Annotated in this window: 12 protein-coding genes; 5 read left to right on the forward strand and 7 right to left on the reverse strand. The window is 40.3% G+C overall.

Going from position 1 to position 18,157, the window contains the following annotated elements; translation table 11 throughout:
* Window positions 1-84: 84 nt before the first annotated feature.
* From rocD to HW120_RS16715, 3 genes are all read right to left on the reverse strand, one after another.
* Window positions 85-1,329: an ornithine--oxo-acid transaminase gene (rocD, locus tag HW120_RS16705; RefSeq protein WP_177735675.1), complete on the reverse strand. Its 1,245-nt coding sequence runs from the start codon at window positions 1,327-1,329 to the stop codon at window positions 85-87.
* Window positions 1,330-1,548: 219 nt separating this feature from the next.
* Window positions 1,549-2,046: a DinB family protein gene (locus HW120_RS16710; RefSeq protein ID WP_177735677.1), complete on the reverse strand. Its 498-nt coding sequence runs from the start codon at window positions 2,044-2,046 to the stop codon at window positions 1,549-1,551.
* Between the two features lie 80 nt (window positions 2,047-2,126).
* Window positions 2,127-3,074 carry a helix-turn-helix transcriptional regulator gene (locus tag HW120_RS16715; protein ID WP_177735679.1) on the reverse strand — a complete coding sequence of 316 codons (948 nt, stop codon included), beginning with the start codon at window positions 3,072-3,074 and terminating at the stop codon, window positions 2,127-2,129.
* A gap of 228 nt (window positions 3,075-3,302) precedes the next feature.
* On the opposite strand from HW120_RS16715, the gene HW120_RS16720 reads away from it, so the two are divergent.
* Together HW120_RS16720 and HW120_RS16725 are read left to right on the forward strand one after the other, a co-directional pair.
* Entirely contained in the window at window positions 3,303-4,757 is a 1,455-nt protein-coding gene (locus HW120_RS16720; RefSeq protein ID WP_177735682.1) for an alkaline phosphatase PhoX, read from the forward strand.
* A 73-nt stretch (window positions 4,758-4,830) separates the two neighbouring features.
* Window positions 4,831-6,615 (forward strand): cytochrome c peroxidase, encoded by a 1,785-nt coding sequence (locus tag HW120_RS16725; protein ID WP_177735684.1) that lies wholly within the window; start codon window positions 4,831-4,833, stop codon window positions 6,613-6,615.
* On the opposite strand, the gene HW120_RS16730 is transcribed toward HW120_RS16725, so the two are convergent.
* Together HW120_RS16730 and HW120_RS16735 are read right to left on the reverse strand one after the other, a co-directional pair.
* On the reverse strand, window positions 6,612-7,163 hold the full coding sequence (locus tag HW120_RS16730) for a DUF1697 domain-containing protein (protein WP_177735686.1): 552 nt from the start codon (window positions 7,161-7,163) through the stop codon (window positions 6,612-6,614). The genes HW120_RS16725 and HW120_RS16730 overlap by 4 nt on opposite strands.
* A complete protein-coding gene (locus HW120_RS16735) occupies window positions 7,156-8,220 on the reverse strand; it encodes a sensor histidine kinase (RefSeq protein ID WP_177735688.1) in 1,065 nt (354 codons plus the stop codon). Before HW120_RS16735 ends, HW120_RS16730 begins: the two co-directional genes overlap by 8 nt.
* Before the next feature lie 128 nt (window positions 8,221-8,348).
* Between HW120_RS16735 and rlmD the strand changes: the two genes are divergently transcribed.
* The 3 genes from rlmD to HW120_RS16750 are packed head-to-tail and all read left to right on the forward strand — an operon-like array spanning window position 8,349 to window position 10,987.
* Window positions 8,349-9,761, forward strand: coding sequence for a 23S rRNA (uracil(1939)-C(5))-methyltransferase RlmD (rlmD, locus tag HW120_RS16740; protein ID WP_177735690.1), 1,413 nt, complete (start codon window positions 8,349-8,351; stop codon window positions 9,759-9,761).
* Window positions 9,762-9,771: 10 nt separating this feature from the next.
* On the forward strand, window positions 9,772-10,302 hold the full coding sequence (locus HW120_RS16745) for a DUF6452 family protein (protein ID WP_177735692.1): 531 nt from the start codon (window positions 9,772-9,774) through the stop codon (window positions 10,300-10,302).
* Window positions 10,274-10,987 carry a DUF6048 family protein gene (locus HW120_RS16750; protein WP_177735694.1) on the forward strand — a complete coding sequence of 238 codons (714 nt, stop codon included), beginning with the start codon at window positions 10,274-10,276 and terminating at the stop codon, window positions 10,985-10,987. Before HW120_RS16745 ends, HW120_RS16750 begins: the two co-directional genes overlap by 29 nt.
* A 112-nt stretch (window positions 10,988-11,099) precedes the next feature.
* Here the strand turns inward: HW120_RS16750 and HW120_RS16755 are convergent, their stop codons facing one another.
* Window positions 11,100-11,651, reverse strand: coding sequence for a hypothetical protein (locus tag HW120_RS16755; RefSeq protein ID WP_246297007.1), 552 nt, complete (start codon window positions 11,649-11,651; stop codon window positions 11,100-11,102).
* A complete protein-coding gene (locus HW120_RS16760) occupies window positions 11,645-18,157 on the reverse strand; it encodes a polymorphic toxin type 23 domain-containing protein (RefSeq protein ID WP_177735696.1) in 6,513 nt (2,170 codons plus the stop codon). The genes HW120_RS16755 and HW120_RS16760 overlap by 7 nt, the downstream gene beginning before the upstream one ends.

Here is an 18,157-nt window from a genome sequence, read left to right on the forward strand (position 1 = left end):
TTCTTTTCAAAACAACACCAACAACATTCTATTCTACATTTCCGATACAGCCATAAAAAAAGGTCCGCTTAGCGGACCTTTATATTATTTTTCAAACTGTTTTAAAGTGTCTGTAATGATTCGGACACAGTCCAGCAGCTGCTCTTCATTCATGACCAAAGGCGGTGCAAAGCGAATGATATTTCCATGCGTTGGCTTAGCCAATAATCCGTTATCGCGTAATGCCAAACAGATGTTCCAGGCGGTATCACTTTCTTCCGTATCGTTAATTACAATAGCGTTCAACAGCCCTTTTCCTCTTACTAAAGTACAGATGCTGCTTGTGGCAATATAGTCATTCATTTTAGCGCGGAACAGGTCTCCAAGTACCGCTGCATTTTCGGCAAGCTGTTCTTCTTCCACTACCGTTAAAGCAGCAATAGCGACAGCGGCTGCAATCGGGTTTCCACCAAAAGTAGATCCGTGCTGTCCCGGTTTGATCACATTCATGATCGCATCATTTGCCAATACTGCCGATACCGGATAGGCACCTCCGGAAAGGGCTTTTCCTAAAATCAGCACATCCGGTTTTACATTTTCATGTTCAACAGCCAGCAGTTTACCTGTACGGGCAATTCCGGTCTGAACCTCATCGGCAATAAACAATACATTATGCGCTTCACACAATGCTTTTGCTTTTGCAAGGTAACCTTCGGACGGTACATATACTCCTGCCTCCCCCTGAATAGGTTCTACAAGGAAGCCAGCAACGTTTTTAGTCGATTTTAAAGCGTTTTCCAGCGCAGTGATGTCATCGTAAGCAATTTTAATAAATCCTTCCGTATACGGCCCGAAATTCTTTCTGGCGTTCTCATCATTCGAAAAAGAGATAATCGTAGTGGTTCTTCCGTGAAAATTGTTCTCGCAAACAATTATCTGCGCTTCATTTTCGGCGATTCCTTTTTTCTCATAAGCCCATTTTCTCGTTAGCTTCAAAGCCGTTTCCACAGCTTCAGCCCCGGTATTCATAGGAAGTACTTTGTCGAAACCGAAATAACCGGTTACAAATTTCTCGTAAGCTCCTAACTTATCATTATAAAATGCTCTTGACGTTAACGCCAGCGTTTGCGCCTGCTCTGTCATGGCACTGATAATTTTAGGATGGCAGTGTCCCTGATTAACCGCAGAATATGCCGATAAAAAATCGTAATATTTTTTACCTTCAACATCCCACACAAAAACACCTTCTCCTCTGTTTAACACTACCGGAAGCGGGTGGTAGTTGTGCGCTCCGTGTTTATCTTCCAAAGCAATCGCTTCGGCTGAACTCATTTTTTCTATAACTGACATTTTCAATTTAGTTTGTTTGCTATATCTTACATTCCTTCTTTTTCAGGAGAGAAATCATCCTATAGAGTTGTGCAATTTACTAATTCTATTTTAAAAAAGTAACACAAAACAGAATCTTTAATGTGTAATTATAACAATTCAATCGTTTATTTGTGTTTTTTATAACAAATAAAACTATTGCTAAAACGGCGTTTGAAATATCATAGAAATGCTGTCCGTTTACATCATCACCTCATCGGCACTTGGTCCGTAACTTCCCGGAATAGGAATATTCAGCAGGCGAAGGTAAACTCCCAGCTGGGCACGATGGTGTACAATCTGGCTGTAGCTCATCCGGATTACTTCATATTTGGAAGAAGTACTGTAAATCTGTTCACCGTTTCGCAGGGTCCATTCTTCCCAGAATTCTTCTTCATCTGTTGCCACCAGCGACTGCTCTCCTTCTTTTAAGGATTTTTCAAAAAACGCCAGTAGCTCTTCCGTATTTTTAACATCCTGGGATTCATACGGATTGTTCGCAAAATCAAGTTCGTTGGTGTTCAGCACCATGTTTACCCATGCCGGAAGTTCGGCTATATGGGCAGCCAGTACTTTCATTTTCATACTTTTCGGATGTGGCTGCCAGTCCAGTTTTTCTGTTGGCACACAGGATAACATTTTTCTGGTTGTTGCCGCTTCCTGCGCCATTTCGTCTTGTAATAACGTGATTAGTTTCATGATTGTTTTGCTTTTATTGTTTAACAATACAAAGGAACAACCGTGTTGTGACAACAGTGTGTCAGTAGATTTTTAAGAAATTATTTTTTTTGAAGAATTTTTTCGGCAAGCTCTATAATCCGTTCATTCAGCGATGCCGGCTCTATGATTTCGGCATAATCGGCAAACATAATATACCAGCGGGCAAAGCCTTCATACAGCGAATCGGTTAAAAAAGTCATCTCTATTTCATTTCCTTTTATAACCTCACTAACAAAACCGTAATAGTGTTTTCGTTCCTGCAGGTACATGGCAATGTTTTTATCGACTTTTATAATTACCCGCTCCCTTCTGAAATTGAGATCCTGTTTTTTCTGTTCCTGGTATTTTTGAAGCGAAGCGTGTTCCATACGGAATATTTCTTCCGTCAGGAAAATATCCACCATTCTGTCGGCTCTGAAATGGCGGTAGGCATTCCGGTAATGGCAATATCCCACCGTATACCAGTATTCATTTTCATAATAAATTCCGATGGGTTCCATCAGCCTTTCCGTATTTTCTTCGTTTCCGAAAGCCCGGTACGTCATTTTTACGATCCGCTTTTCCGATATGGCTTTCAGCAGCACATCCAGACTGTTGCCGGGTGCCGTATTATTCTTTTTCTTTTCCCGAACATGAATGTGACGCTCCAAACCTTCAACCAGTTCCTTTTCACTTCCTCTTAAAACGGATTTGATTTTATACATCGCCGACTGAAAATTGTTCTGAACTGCCGAATCGGAAAGTTTTTCCATTAGTTTCTCTGCCGTTATAAAAGCCATTGCTTCCTCCTGCGTGAACATGACCGGAGGCAAGCGGTAACCGTCCACAATGGAATAGCCCACACCGGCTTCCCCGTATAACGGTACTCCGGCTTCTTCCAGTGTCCGGATATCCCTGTACACCGTTCTTAAGCTAATATCAAATCTATCGGCAAGATCCTGAGCCTTTACAACTTTCCTGGATTGCAGCTGGATTAAAATCGCGGTAATACGGTCAAAACGGTTCATAACAACACTTTAGTTGTCAAAAATAAAACAAAGAAAGCCGACAGCAAATTTTTATTTTAAGAATCATCCGGCAGGTTCCTCCTGCACCACCGCTAACACTCCTTTCACAATTTATTAACAAAAATTTACTTCATAAAAAGCAATAGTAACATTTTGAGAATATTTCGATGTATTTATGCTAACACAGCATGTTTAAGTTTGCCGGGTCTAACACAAAAACAAAAACACATGAAAATTAACAAAAGTATCCTGAGCCTTGCCGTGCTTACAGCCATGCTGTCGTGCAACTCAGACGATGAAACAACAAACGATACGGGCAGCAACACTTCCCCTATTGAGTTAAAGAATTATTCCATTACTCCGGCGCTTATTAAAAACATGCCGGGCTTCCCTTCCTTACAGACATTTGCTCTTTTTTCAAGTGAAGATACGTTTATCAACACTCCCGGTTATGTTTTCGGAGGTTCTGCAGACGGTTCCGGTTTATTTAAAAACAGCGACGGTACCTTTACATTCCTGGTAAATAACGAAGATAACTTTGCCGTTTCCAAAATCACGTTCGACAATCATTTCAAACCGGTAGCCGGAGAGTATGTATTGAATTCCAACGGTGCCGGAAACAGATTGTGTTCTGCTTCACTGGCAACTCCTGAAATCCACGGATTCGGACCTTTATTCTTAACAGCCGGAGAAAGCGGCGCCGAATCGCAAATCATCGGGATCACTCCTTTTGACACTAAAGCGAACAACAGCACACCAAGACCTTTAGCTGCTTTGGGAAGATGGAGTTCCGAAAATGCCGTTCCGTTACCTAAAACTGCCTATTCCGGGCAAACCGTTATTTTAATCGGGGATGACGATTCCGGAACTTACGGCGGTCAGTTCGTGATGTATAAAAGTACTACCGGAGATCTAAACAACGGAAAAGTATATGTTATGAAAAGAACGGATGAGAATATGGTGGAAAGAAACATGACCGAAGGCAACTCTTATGCCGTACAGTTTGTTGAAGTTCCGAATGCCAAAACAAATACCGGCGACCAGAACAACATCCTTTCCCAAACACTGAAAGCCATTCCTTTCGGACGTGTGGAAGATATTGATTACAGAAAAGAAGCCGGAAAAGAGCGTGAAGTATATTTCAACGTTACCGGACAGGATAATTCCGGTGCAAATGCCGATTATTCAAGATCTAAATACGGTCGTGTTTACAAATTGGTTTTAGACCAGAACAACCCGTTAGCAGGTCAGTTGACTTTGGTTTTAGACGGTGACAACAGACAGGGAAAAGCCAAAAAATTCCAGAATGTGGATAACATCTGCGTTACTAAAAACTTTGTGTACCTACAGGAGGATTCAAACGGTTATGGCGATGAGACCCACGATGCCTACATTTATCAGTACAACATTGCTACCGGTGAGTTAAAAGAAGTATTCGAACTGGATCACAAACGCAACGACCCGACGAACAAATACCTTAGTGCCAGCTCGGCTTTGGGTTCATGGGAATACGGTGCTTTAATTGATGTTTCCGATGTTATCGGGATTCCGGACACTTTTATGCTAAGCATCCAGACACACAGCTGGAAAAAAGATGCTTTTAAAGGTGTAGACGGCGGAACGGTTCGTCCGAATGAAAATCAGGGCAGTCAGGTAATCTTAATTAAAGGCCTACCAAGATAATCACTACAATTTTTATATAAAAAACATTAGGAATGCAGACCCGTTTTGCATTCCTAATTTCAATTATACCATTATGAGAAATTTGCTTATTCTTATTAATCTGCTCTTCCTTTTTACCGCCTGCAACAATTCGACGCCGAAACCGCTCATTGCCACCGAAAAAACACAGCATTTTTTAAAAACACAGTATGCTGTTTTTGCCACCGATGTAAAAGCACTTCAAAACCTGGCACTCAAAAACAGCAGCGCTAACGCCTTAAAAAAGCAATTCAAAAAAGCCCGTCTGAGCTATAAAAACGTGGAAAGCCTGGTAACGTTCTATTATCCGGAAGCTTCCAAAACAATAAACGGGGCGGCGATTGACAAAAACGACGTACACGAAACCAGCAGAAAGGTAGAAGAAGCCACCGGTTTCCAGAAAGTAGAAGAAGAGTTGTTTACAGACGCCATCAACAAACCGGAACTTCAGAAACAAATCGGGATCCTGAACGGAATTGTTCAGTCGCTTAAGGATGATTTTTCCAATTTAGAGCTAACCGACAGCAATGTTTTTGAAGCCCAGAAATTACAACTGCTCCGCATGATGAGTCTGGGAATCACCGGATTCGATTCGCCGGTTGCCTTCCATTCGTTGCCGGAAACCAAAGCAACACTGCAAAGTATTCATGCCATAATGGCCCTGTACACCAACAGTACGCAGCTGGACAGCATTATTGCAAAAAGTACAGCCTATATTGACCAAAACACAGATTTTAATCTTTTTGACAGGGCTACTTTTATTGTAACGTACTGCATTCCGGTTTCGAAAGAGATCCATACCATCCAGAAACAGCTGCAAATCAAGAACAATCCTACTCCAACAGCCCTCAACTTTAACAATCCTACCGTTTTTGACGAAGGCGCTTTTGACGTCAACTTCTTTGCCCCGGCATCCAACAAAAATCCTTCCGATGCCCAGAAAGATCTGGGAAAACAGTTGTTTTTTGATCCTATATTAAGCGGTAACAATAAAGTTTCCTGTGCCAGCTGCCATATTCCGGATCAGGCTTATGCCGATCATAGAACAAAAGCCGTGGAAAGCAATTCCCTTTCCCGGAACACGCCTACCTTATTACAATCGGCTTACCAGAATGTACTTTTCCTGGACGGCCGCGTTACCTATCTGGAAGATCAGGCAAGGAATGTAATCAACAACAAGGATGAAATGCATGGCAGTTTTGCCAATGCCCTGGCGAAAGTAAAGAACAGTACGGTTTACCAATCCGGGTTTAAAAAAGTATTTCCGGAAACTACTGAAATCAGCGAGCAGAATCTCTTAAGATCGTTAGCGTCCTATGTTCGTTCCTTATCGAAACTGGATGCTAAATTTGACAACTACCTGAGAGGAAAAACGACCTTAACCGCAAGTGAGAAAAACGGTTTTAATCTTTATATGGGAAAAGCAAAATGTGCTACCTGCCATTTCTTTCCTTTATTCAACGGAAGCGTTCCTCCTTTTTATAATGAAACAGAAAGTGAAGTTCTGGGTGTCCCGTCGAGAAACGTTACGGCAAACGCTGTAATCGATCCGGATATGGGAGAATTCCTGATCACGAAAGCACCGTTAAAAAAGTATGCTTTTAAAACGCCTACTGTACGGAATGCAGCGATCACATTTCCTTATATGCACAATGGTGTATACAACACACTGGAAGAAGTAATTGATTTTTATAACCGGGGCGGCGGTGCCGGAATTGGCATTACTGTTGACAACCAGACCCTGCCACCGGATGAATTGCATTTAACGAAAGAAGAGATTAAAGACCTGACCGCTTTCCTGAAAACGTTAAACAATCCGCTAACGGCCCGGAAGCATTAACCTTTTCTGGCTTCAAAAAGTGCCACCAGTTTGGTAACGGTATTCCAGTTTCTTGAGGTTGCCGTTACTTTTAACCGGTTTTCAATCCAGTTATTGGTCATTTTGGAATTACCGGCATTATTGTGATAGCATAGATACAATGCACGGTCGCCCATTGTAAACGTATCGGGATGTACGAAAGAGGCATCCAGTTTTCCAACATTTTCTTGTTGCGGCACTTCCGCTAAAAAGGCAACATACAGTTGTTTTAATCCGATAGCTGCATCGGCCAAAAACGGATTATTCGTAAAAACCTTTTTCAATCCGGCTTCCGATATAGCCACAACCGTAACCTGAAAACCGTATTTATCCAACAGCAGCGCTGCCACCTGTTGCTCTACCACATTCGGATCGGCTTCGGCAGTGGTTACAAAAACATTACCACTCTGTATATAGGTCTGTACATTCTGAAAACCATTATCCGTGAGGTGGTTTCGCAGCTCTTCCATTTTGATAAGCTTCTGCCCGGAAACATTGATCCCTCTGAGTAAAACTAAATGATTATACATGCTGGCTTCTTTTTTTGAGAATTAAGGTAAAACGGGAACCTTTATCGATTCCTAAGCTTTCGGCATAAATGGTACCGCCATTGCGTTCGATTATTTTTTTGCACAAATATAGTCCGATACCGGTGGATGATTCTTTTTGGGTCCCCACACGCGCCTGTTTGGTGAATTTATGAAACAATTCGTCTTTTTTAGCCGGTTCAAATCCCATTCCGTTGTCGACAACCACAAAAACAACACTGTCGTTTTCTTCCATGACCGTTAAATAAATCTCGGAATCCGGATAGGAAAATTTAATGGCATTATCCACCAGGTTTATCAACACCCGCTGCAGGTATTCTTCTTTTATCAGCAAAGCCACCGCATCCGTTTCATTATTAATGATCAGGTGGATTCTTTTGTTGTCCAGTTTCTGATTCAGTACTTTTCCAACAAGCTGTAAAATTTCATCCAGCTCATATTCGTGTAATTCCAGCGTGGATCTGGAAATCAGTTCTTCTTCTTTCAGTAATAGTATAAAGCTTTCCAGAAACTCAAACTGATGGGTGGTCGATTCCAGGATCAGTTCGGCATAACCCCTTACTTTCTCCGAAGGCTCTTCTTCCAGTATAAACTTTGATAAAAACTGCGGTGTGGTGGCAAAATTCCTCAGATCGTGTGAAAGCAGGTAAATCAGATCCTTTTTTTCATTCAGCAAATCTTCATTTTCGTTAATCCGCATTTGCAGATTGCTTAGCAGCAGTCCTACTTCATCGGTATATTTTGTGGGCAATGACGGAATAACACCTTTTTCACTGTAGTCCAGAAGTGATTTCGAAGCGATTTCTATAGGGGTAACCAGTTTTTTCAGTATCCATAAGGTGGCTCCGGTTGCCAGTAAGGTTAATATTAGTGTAACGCTAAAAACGGTTATTACCGAGATGTCTTTAGGACCGAAAAGAATATAAACGACGATACCAATCAGCGGAATATGAATCCCGAGAAAGGCTATAAAAAGGAATTTTAAGGCATAGCTTTTCCTTAAAAAGGGTATCTTAGATAATCGCGTATACAATCTCATTTTATACCTTAATATATTAGGAGGTTTACCACTCAAATGTAAGTAATCTTATTCATACAAGATAATCCCTTTGATAAAAAAATATAGTTTTATACTTTTCAAAACACAACAATCCTTATTTTTGCCGTATGGGAAGAAAAAGAACAGACAAAATCGTTTTTGATACAGTAAAAGTCCTTGATGCAGGTGCAAAAGGCGTTTCGGTTGCGAAAGCTCCCGATGGAAAAGTAATTTTTATTCCAAATGTTGTTCCGGGTGACGTTGTTGATGTACAGACATTCAAAAAACGTAAATCCTATTATGAGGGAAAAGCCATAAACTTTCACGAATATTCCGAACACCGTGTGGAACCTGTTTGTGAGCATTTTGGTGCTTGCGGTGGTTGCAAATGGCAGAATATGAACTATGACCGCCAGTTGTTCTACAAAAATCAGGAAGTTTATAATAATTTAAAAAGAATCGGAAAAATTGAGTTACCCGATTTCGAGCCGATATTAGGTTCGGAAAAGCAGTTTTTCTACCGTAATAAAATGGAGTTCTCCTTTTCCAATTCCCGTTGGTTAACGGAAAAAGAGATTCAGAGTGAGGAAGACTACAGCAATCAGAATGCTTTGGGCTTCCATATTCCGAAAATGTGGGATAAAATCCTGGACATCAGCAAATGTCATTTACAGGAAGATCCTTCCAATGCCATCCGTAATGAAATCAGGCAATTTGCCAACGAGCACAACATGCCGTTTTTCAATCCCCGAAATCACGACGGGCTATTGCGTACGCTGATGATCCGTACCGCTTCGACCGGTGAGATCATGGTATTGGTACAGTTTTTTGAAGAAGACCAGGCACAGCGCGAGTTGTTGTTGAACTTCCTTGCCGAACGTTTTCCGGAAATTACTTCCTTACAGTATGTGATCAACAGTAAAGCCAACGACACTTTATACGACCAGCATATCATCCTTTATAAAGGAAGGGATTATATCCTGGAAGAAATGGAAGGGTTAAAATTCAGCATCAATGCGAAATCCTTTTACCAGACCAATTCCGATCAGGCATACGAGCTATACAAGATTACCCGTGAGTTTGCCGGACTAACCGGAAACGAACTGGTATATGATTTATATACCGGAACCGGAACCATTGCACAGTTTGTTTCCAGACAGGCCCGAAAAGTAATTGGTGTGGAAGCCGTTCCGGAAGCCATTGCCGATGCTAAGGAAAATGCCAAACGCAACGAAATTACGAACTGTGATTTCTTTGTGGGCGATATGAAAGTTGTTTTCAACGAAACCTTTATTGCTACACACGGAAAACCGGATGTGATTATCACCGATCCGCCTCGTGACGGTATGCATAAAGATGTGGTGGAGCAAATTTTAAAAATCGCACCGGACAAAGTGGTTTACGTGAGCTGTAACTCGGCTACACAAGCCCGTGACCTGGCTTTAATGGATGAAATGTATACGGTTACCCGTGTTCGTCCGGTTGATATGTTCCCGCAAACGCACCATGTGGAAAATGTAGTACTTTTGGAAAAACGTTAATCAATTTTTGATGAAAAAAATTAAAACATTATTAGTTGCTTTTATCGTCGCAAATGCTTTCTGGAGCTGCGAAAAGGATGATATCTGTGCCGATGGAACACCAACGACACCGAGCGTTGTAATTGAATTTTATGATAAAAACGATCCTACTGTTTTAAAAAGCGTTACCAACCTGAGAGTAATAGCTGATGGTATGACGGAACCGATAATCTTTAATGCTACCGGAAACGAAGATACAAAGTATCTGACCACTGCCAATAAGATCAAGATTCCGCTAAAGACAACCGAGGATATTACGTCCTATCATTTTACCCAGAATGCGGCCAATCCCGCTATAAGCAATGAAGACCACATGGTTTTTAATTATTCCAGAACCGACCAGTATGTATCGAGAGCCTGCGGATATAAAACCACGTTCAAGCTGGCACCTAATAATCCGGTAATTCCGGAAGGAGACACCGACAAATGGATCTCCAATATCGTAACTGTACAATCTAATATTGAAAACCCAAATGAGACACACCTTAAAATATATTTTTAGTATTCTTTTTGTGTGGACCTCACTGGCATCATTTGCACAGGATTCCATCCCTAAAAAAACAGAGCGTTACGGTATTCGTGTGGGAGCCGATTTAAACAGGCTGGCCCGCTCTTTTTACCAAAAAGACTACCGGGGTTTTGAGATTGTGGGCGATTACCGTTTGTCAAAAAAGATATTCCTTGCCGGCGAAATCGGAAATGAAGACCGTACAGAAGCCGAAAGTCAGTTGAATTATACCACTAAAGGCAGTTATTTTAAAGTTGGTTTCGATTTTAATGCCTATGAGAACTGGCTGGATATGGAAAACATGATCTATGCAGGGGTGCGTTATAGTGTGAGTACTTTTAGCCAGGAATTAAACACCTATGCTATTTATGACACCAATCCTTATTTCGGACAGACCATAGTAGCACCGGGGCAAAAGTTTGACGGTCTGACGGCACATTGGCTGGAAGTGGTTGCCGGTGTTAAAGCCGAAATCTTTGACAACCTGTTTTTAGGTTTCAGCGTCCGACTGAACTATTTAGCATCAAACAAAAAACCGGAAGGATTCGACAACCTTTATATTCCCGGATTTAACCGAACCTATGAAGGGAATTTCGGTGCCGGATTTAATTATACCGTTTCCTATTTTATACCGCTGTATAAAACGGCGAAGAAAACGGCGGAAACGAAAAAGAAATAATACAGCGTTTACAGTACAGATGATACTAAAAAGGGGAATGGTAATACATTCCCCTTTTTTTAGATCAATCTCCGAACAGTTACCTCATCTACCTGCTACACCAATAAATGGTTTACCAATCCGGCTTCCATTTTTCTAACAGGCTTTTGGGTACGGTTACTTTTTTATAAATTTTGCCCGAATAATTTTTATTCAGCATTTTCAGAGTATCATTTTGAATTGTTCCTTCGCTATCGCTAATATATAATGTACAATCCCCTATAGTGGCTATCCTGATTTTGAGAACCTTTCCGTTCATATTATAATAGCCCATTTTTGCTTTTACCGGATTAAAAAAGTCTCTTTGTAATGCTAATGTATCTGTCTTTGGAATAATAAACACTCCCAATTTACCATCCTGGTAAAATTTCAGATAGGAAACATAAGGGTAACTATTATTCACATCCTTTTCATAATATGTGTATTCTTTTGTCAGGCTGTTAATATTGAAACCGGCTTCTGCTTTATACAAAGCCATAGTATCAATTTTACTATAGTCGATGGTACTATTTTTCAATTTAGCAATTGCTTTCCTCGGCAGTCCATAATCTGACAATTTGCCATTATAGCAACAGCCTGAAACAGTCAACAGCAGTATAAAGGCCACCGACACTCTGGTTACCATGATGTAAATATATTTTGTGTTCTATACTGACCATAGCCTTTCCAGTCCCATGACTGGTTTTCAAACCCCATTTGTCTTTTATCAAAAATAGATTTCCCGTTAAACCATGGTATTCTAAGGTTATGTATCGCCTGATCCTGAATAGCATGACGAATGTGCTCGCTATTCACTCCAACTCTATACCCTTTATAGCCTACAGTGAGCGCGCCAAGTCTGTATTTTGGTCCTTCTTCTTTTGCTAATCCATTAGGCATTCTTCTGCCAAAATCGTCTACACACAAAGGGTCTCTATGGGTCTTTACCGAGCCATCTTCTCCTTCATAATCCCGATATCCTGTCATTAAATTAAATCCGGCTGTAAAATCACCCAAGGATAAATTTAATGCTGCAGTCCTATAACTATCTCCTCCATCTCCTAAACCGCCTATTGAACCGTCATTTTCATACATTACTCTGAAATCGCCAAAATGAAGACCTACAACGCCGGTTCTTTGGGCAAAATCACCTTCCCATTTATTAAATCCTAAACTAAATCCGTTTTTCCCGTTATCATAACTGGCTAAAATTGATTTTCTGATTTCATATCCATTTTTCCCTAATCCGTTATAATTACTATTACTCATAATACCAATCCCTCCCGAAAGGCTAAAATCGCCATTACTGAAAGTTGCGCTTAAATTAACACCCACACCGGATGTATTTCCAAAAGCAATTGCCGGTGAAATGCTAAATGAGAAATTATTGATCTGAATTCCTATAGGCGGATACAGCAAACTAATTGCCGAACTGGCAGCAGATGTGGCCAGGAAATCCCACATCGGGGCATTCAGGGAGCCGCTTCCGGCGGTAATCCCCGATGAACTTCCGGCGGTATTATAGGCAACCCAGCCGACAGCTGCACTGATAAGTCCGGATTGTACAGAACTCCATCCCCATTGCCCGGTTTGAATACCACTTGATACATAACCAACAACAAAACTCACCGCAGCCACTATTAAATCGTCCCATCCAAACCATTCTCCGTTATAATCGGCATATTTTAACGGATTGTTCCAGCAATAGGCATACCTGTTATAACTCTGCGTATTATTAGGATCCTGTACGTAGTTATCCGGCGACAGAAAACGGTGCAATCTAGGATCATACAGCCTTGCGTTCATATTAATCAGCCCTACTCCTAACAAGTGTTCATGACCGATATATCCCCTGTCCAGCAGCAGTCCGTCAGATGTCGTTGGAACAGTCGTGGAACCTGCTATATTGTTATATTTTATCAAAGCACCCCAGGCATCAAAAAGTCGTTTTTCCAGAACCTGTCCGTTAGCATTTGTTATTGCCAAAATACTTCCCTGATAATCCCTGTGCAGGTAAAGGTAATTTTGAGTTGTTCCGTCACTTTTTAAAACTACCGGAGCCGTATAGGCATTACCGCCTATATAGGTTATAAACTCAACGGTATCGGTGAGCAGGTTTCGTTTTATCTCCATACTGCCGTCGGCAGAATAGAATTTCCTGTATTTCCTTGCTGTTTTATCAGCTTCTAAACCGCCATAATACATTGTACATCTGCCATCGAAGGCATTATACTGGTAATCTATATTTTCCTTTCCTTCTTCCGTTATCCAAACAGGGCTTTTAAAAGCATTATACCCGATATTCTGTTCCCTTCCATTATAATATGCCGTTGTTGCAGCATCTGCAAGTGTTACGGAACTGGCCTGATACGGACTTGAAACACCACTTGTGCTATTAATAACATTGTAATTATACGTTCCGATATTGTTCGCTGTTATCCTGCCACGATCGTCATAGCTCTGAGTTACATAAACCCCATTAGCGTCTTTATACTTGATTAACCGATCCTGTTGGTCGTAGGCATTTGAAAAATCTTCACTCCAGCCAAACATACTATTCGTTCTGTTTAATAAATTACCCCGCTGCGGATCAAATGCTGTGGTAAGCGTCATGAACGGAACTGCCGAAGAATAACTTCCATTTGCTGTTCTGTAACTTGTTGATGCCGGTAGTCCATAGGTGTCATAACTATGTGTCTCCTGACCAACAAAGCTACCGTTATCATATCCGTACTGTGCAGTAAGCAATTGTCCTCTTTCGTTTACAGTATTGGCCTGCCATAAAACCTTCTGCGTTGCATCGTCTACAATCTGATAATGATAGCCATTTTTATAGGTTTTCTTGATCCATTTATCCGAACGCTTTAAATCGGAAGTATTGATTGCGGTATATAATTCTTTTTCCGGACGGCCAAAAGCATCAAACTGGGTCGCTTGCTGGTAATAGGCCAGATAACCGCTTTCATCCTTAAAGTTCAGTCTTTTGTATTGGTCATAACCGTAAGAATAATTTATCACATACCCTTCAGAAAGATTTTCAAACTTCACTGCTGTCAGCAATTTTGTAGCAGGATCATACGTATTTGTGGTTTTGGAATTGGTATTATCCCCATTAATGCCTACGATTGTTTTCCAGTTAACTTTTCCAACGGCATCAAGATCATAAGTTGTAATTCCTTTTGGTGTTTTCTCCGTCAGGGTTTCTCCAAAATCGTTATAGGTATATTCATACGTTCCCGCAGCCGGATCTGTTAAGGTCTTTTTTCTTCCCCAATTGTCCAATGTTATCGTTGTAATCACCCCTCCGTAATCTGACGTTTTTAAATTCCCGTTGGCAAAATAGGTGTAATTAATCGTTCCTCCCGGAGCATCAGTCATAGCAACCACACGTCCGATAGCATTTTTAACCGATGTTTTGGTTTTCACCCCATCATTAATTGTTGTGGTTAAACCGGCATAAGTCATCGTAATCGTTTTACCGGTATAGGTTATATTTTTACTTACTCTTCCATACATGTCATATTGCGTTTCGTTCCACTGCGTTGCTCCGGAATTACCGGTGGCAGGGTCTCCGAAATACAGTTCACTCACCTTGAAATTTCTATCGTAGATATCATATAAATAATCGATACAGGCCCAATTTCCGTTTATATTTTTCGCTCCCGATTTAATTTTCCTTCCCAAATCGTCATAAACTTCATTACTGGCACTGCCATCATCAGGTGTTTTGGTTTCAGTTATAAACGTTTTTTCCGCATTTTTAGAATAGGTATAATTCTTGGAAACACCTAAATAATCTGTGGTCTTTATTTTTTTAAGCCATTTGTCATAGAAAAATTTCGTTTGCAGTAAATATGGATTCTTCTCCCAATTCAGGACACCATTACTTGTATTGAATTCAAATTCTGAAATCAGATTCTCCGTATCATAGCTTTTTATCAGGAAACGTCCCGACGGATCATAATCGTATTTTGTTTCCCTCGGAGTAAGGGATCCAGCCGTTACTTTTTTCTTTTTGATATTCCCGAAAGAATCATATTCATTATCCTCAGTAACATGAGGCGTACTGTTTATTTTTTTCTTTACCTGTGTGAGCAGGTTATTTGTATAGGTGTACAATTCTTCCGAACTGCTGGTGTCTTCATTCGGTAATCCCTGACCGGGATATATGGTTATCGCCTGAGTTTTGCTCATGGGTCTTCCGATAATATGAGGCGTTACGGAAGGAGCATTATAAGCTATTGAACCTACAGCAGTTTGCTCGTGTACATTTTCTTTGTATAGTTTTGTTACGGATGTTACAGGATTATTGTATGCATCATAAGTAGTTTCCGTTTCACTACGGGTATTATCTAATCCGTTAAAGTTCTGAGTAATGGTACTTTTTAATTTGTAAACTTTATTAAACTGTAATGGATCCTCAAATACGCCATTAACCATATTATATGTATTGCTGCTTTTTGAGATATAATTTGTTATGGGTGCTAAATCACCCGGAAGAACAATGCCCGGCAGGGAATAGTTTTCAATATTTGTTCCTCTTAAACCAATATCATTTTTAGAAACAGTCGAAATGATTTGCGTACCGTTATCATCAAACCAGTTTGTACGCATTACACTACGAAATCCAAGAAATCCAAGTCCCTCAAGATTTGTTACTGCTCCATAATATTTGAACAATTGCTTTTTATAAACCGATTTACTGACTTTTTCAAGTTGTGATACAATTTGAAAAGTCGGAGCCATAATAATATCCGTATTAGGATAATTTTCGGTATAACCGCTGGCTCTGTAAGGAATGTCATATCCGTTTTGAGATGTGGTTGCCCCTACCAAAGGACTATAACTAATAATCTCCTTAACGCCGTTTCCGGTAGTGATTGCTCTTAATAACCGTTCTTTACCAAAATCTTTCTGAGATTTAAAATAATGCAGCTTATTATAATTTGCAAAGGCAATTTCCAATTTCTTATTGGGCTGATTTGATGTATAAAAAATCGGAAGAGCAAATTTGTTAATTCCTGGTATATTTCCTGTATTTCCGGCATAATACTGCCCGTATACCTGACCAAAAACTCCATTTTTATTTATAAAAGGACGAACTCTTATATTTCCTAATCCGGAACTGCTTGTTGAATCGCCGCTACAAGTAACATAAAGTATATCTGTTTTTCCATCATTATTAATATCCGATGGAATATAATGATAGATGTCTATACCATAAGGAGTCCAATATTCTAATCCGGGATAACTTTGATTTTCCTCAATAAACGCTGTTCCGGTGGAAGTATATTTATACCAATATGAGGATGACGAAGCATTCCCGTTAGGAAGCATGAAATCCGTTTTTCCGTCTCCGTTATAGTCCCCGAATAAAACTATTTTTGTCGGATTTTTAATGACTGTACTCCATAACAATACAAGCTGATTATCACTATTCAACGTATACACCTTGGCAGAATAATTAGCATTATTGCCATCTATAAACAATATATCTGTTTTTCCATCCCCGTTAAAATCCCCGGTTTCAAGTTTATCTTCAGATGAAACATTGGCAATAACCCCTGCAAGGTTCATATAATTTGTCGTTTTCCTTCTGTCTAAATCAATAAAATAAGCATTTCTATTGGATGACGTTCCACTCCAGTCTACAGCAATAACATCTGTAAGTCCATCGCCGTTAAAATCGCCACTAAGGTACTTTCGCTTTAATAAATCCGGAAATTGAATTGCTTTTTGATATTGCAGGTAAACCCCATAAGGAGCAAGATAGTACGTATTTATATTCAGATTATTGATATAGGGTACCATCGGTGCGCTCTGAACTGCTGTCATACCCTGAAACGGAGCCAGCTTGTTGTTCCATGTTAACCATGTTGATGGAAAAATTTCTTCAAAAGATCCACAAGGCACCTCCCATCCCATGTTTAACGATCCGCCGGCTATTTCTGTAAAAAGCCAGAATTTTTTCTTGGCATTATCCCCGTTTGTCGGATATAATAAAAAATCCATATTGCCATCACCGTCAAAATCTCCGGAAACCGTTGCCGAATTATCCACTCTTATACTACCAACAGACAAACTTGTTGTCATAGCACTATATGCAATAGATTCAGGTGTATTATCATAACTAAAAACTGTAGGATTGTAACCTGCTGAATTATCTCCGCACTTTTCGGTAATGCTGATCAGTCTTTCATATCCCAATGAGGTAATATCATGAGCCAAATAATAGTTTCGGAATCCGATCCCGTTTCCAATAACTTTAATTTCTTTAAGTATTTTGTCATTCAGAATATTTTGTCCTCCAATATAAGCTTGTTCCGGTCGCTGCCGGTTTTGATATACAAACTGTATTTCGTTTATAGGAGCAATGGTGCCCATAGTTCCATATTTTATACTGGCTATCCTTAAATTATTGTTTTCCAGCACATAACTATAACTAATGCGTACTCCCTGTGGATTTTCCCAATACTTCAAGGCCCAGGTGGTGGTTGACACATGAGTAGAAAAGCCACCATATATGGCAACAGACCCGTCAGGATATTCAACCTTAAACTCCGCCACACTTACCGGACTGTTTGTTATATTATAAGAAGTAACCTTAATATTGGAGAAATTTTCGGTTTCATATTTTACTCCCTGTCCGCCTCCGAGTTTATAATAATTTCCGCCATCTTTAGGGATTAATCTTTGTCCATCTAATGCAAACCGATCGCCGGTACCGCCATTAATCACACTAATATTATTGTCATGAAATTTATTAGAAGGAATTCTTGTAATACTGGAAATCCCTGTTATATTCCAGCCATAACCTGCAAGTCCATTTCCTTCCTGACTACTATAAGTTAAACTGATCTGGGGAACCACTCCGTTAATTCCCGGCGGAACTGCTATAGGTATATTATAGGTTGCCGCTCCTGTTAATGAAACCGACAATGCTCCTTCAGTAATTCCCACTTCTGCTGAGTTGCCAGTAGGTCCGGGAAAGCTTGGCGTTAGTGCTGTCGTTGCATCCATCTGCCCCTCTTCGATAGTAGTGGATTTTCTTTCAATAGGCCTGGTTCCGGCAACTTTTGTTCCGCCTAAATCCTGAGCATTAACAGCCAAACAACAAACAATACTTAATGTGGTAAATATAATTTTTCTCAT

The organism is Flavobacterium inviolabile (genome assembly GCF_013389455.1).
GTDB lineage: Bacteria > Bacteroidota > Bacteroidia > Flavobacteriales > Flavobacteriaceae > Flavobacterium > Flavobacterium inviolabile.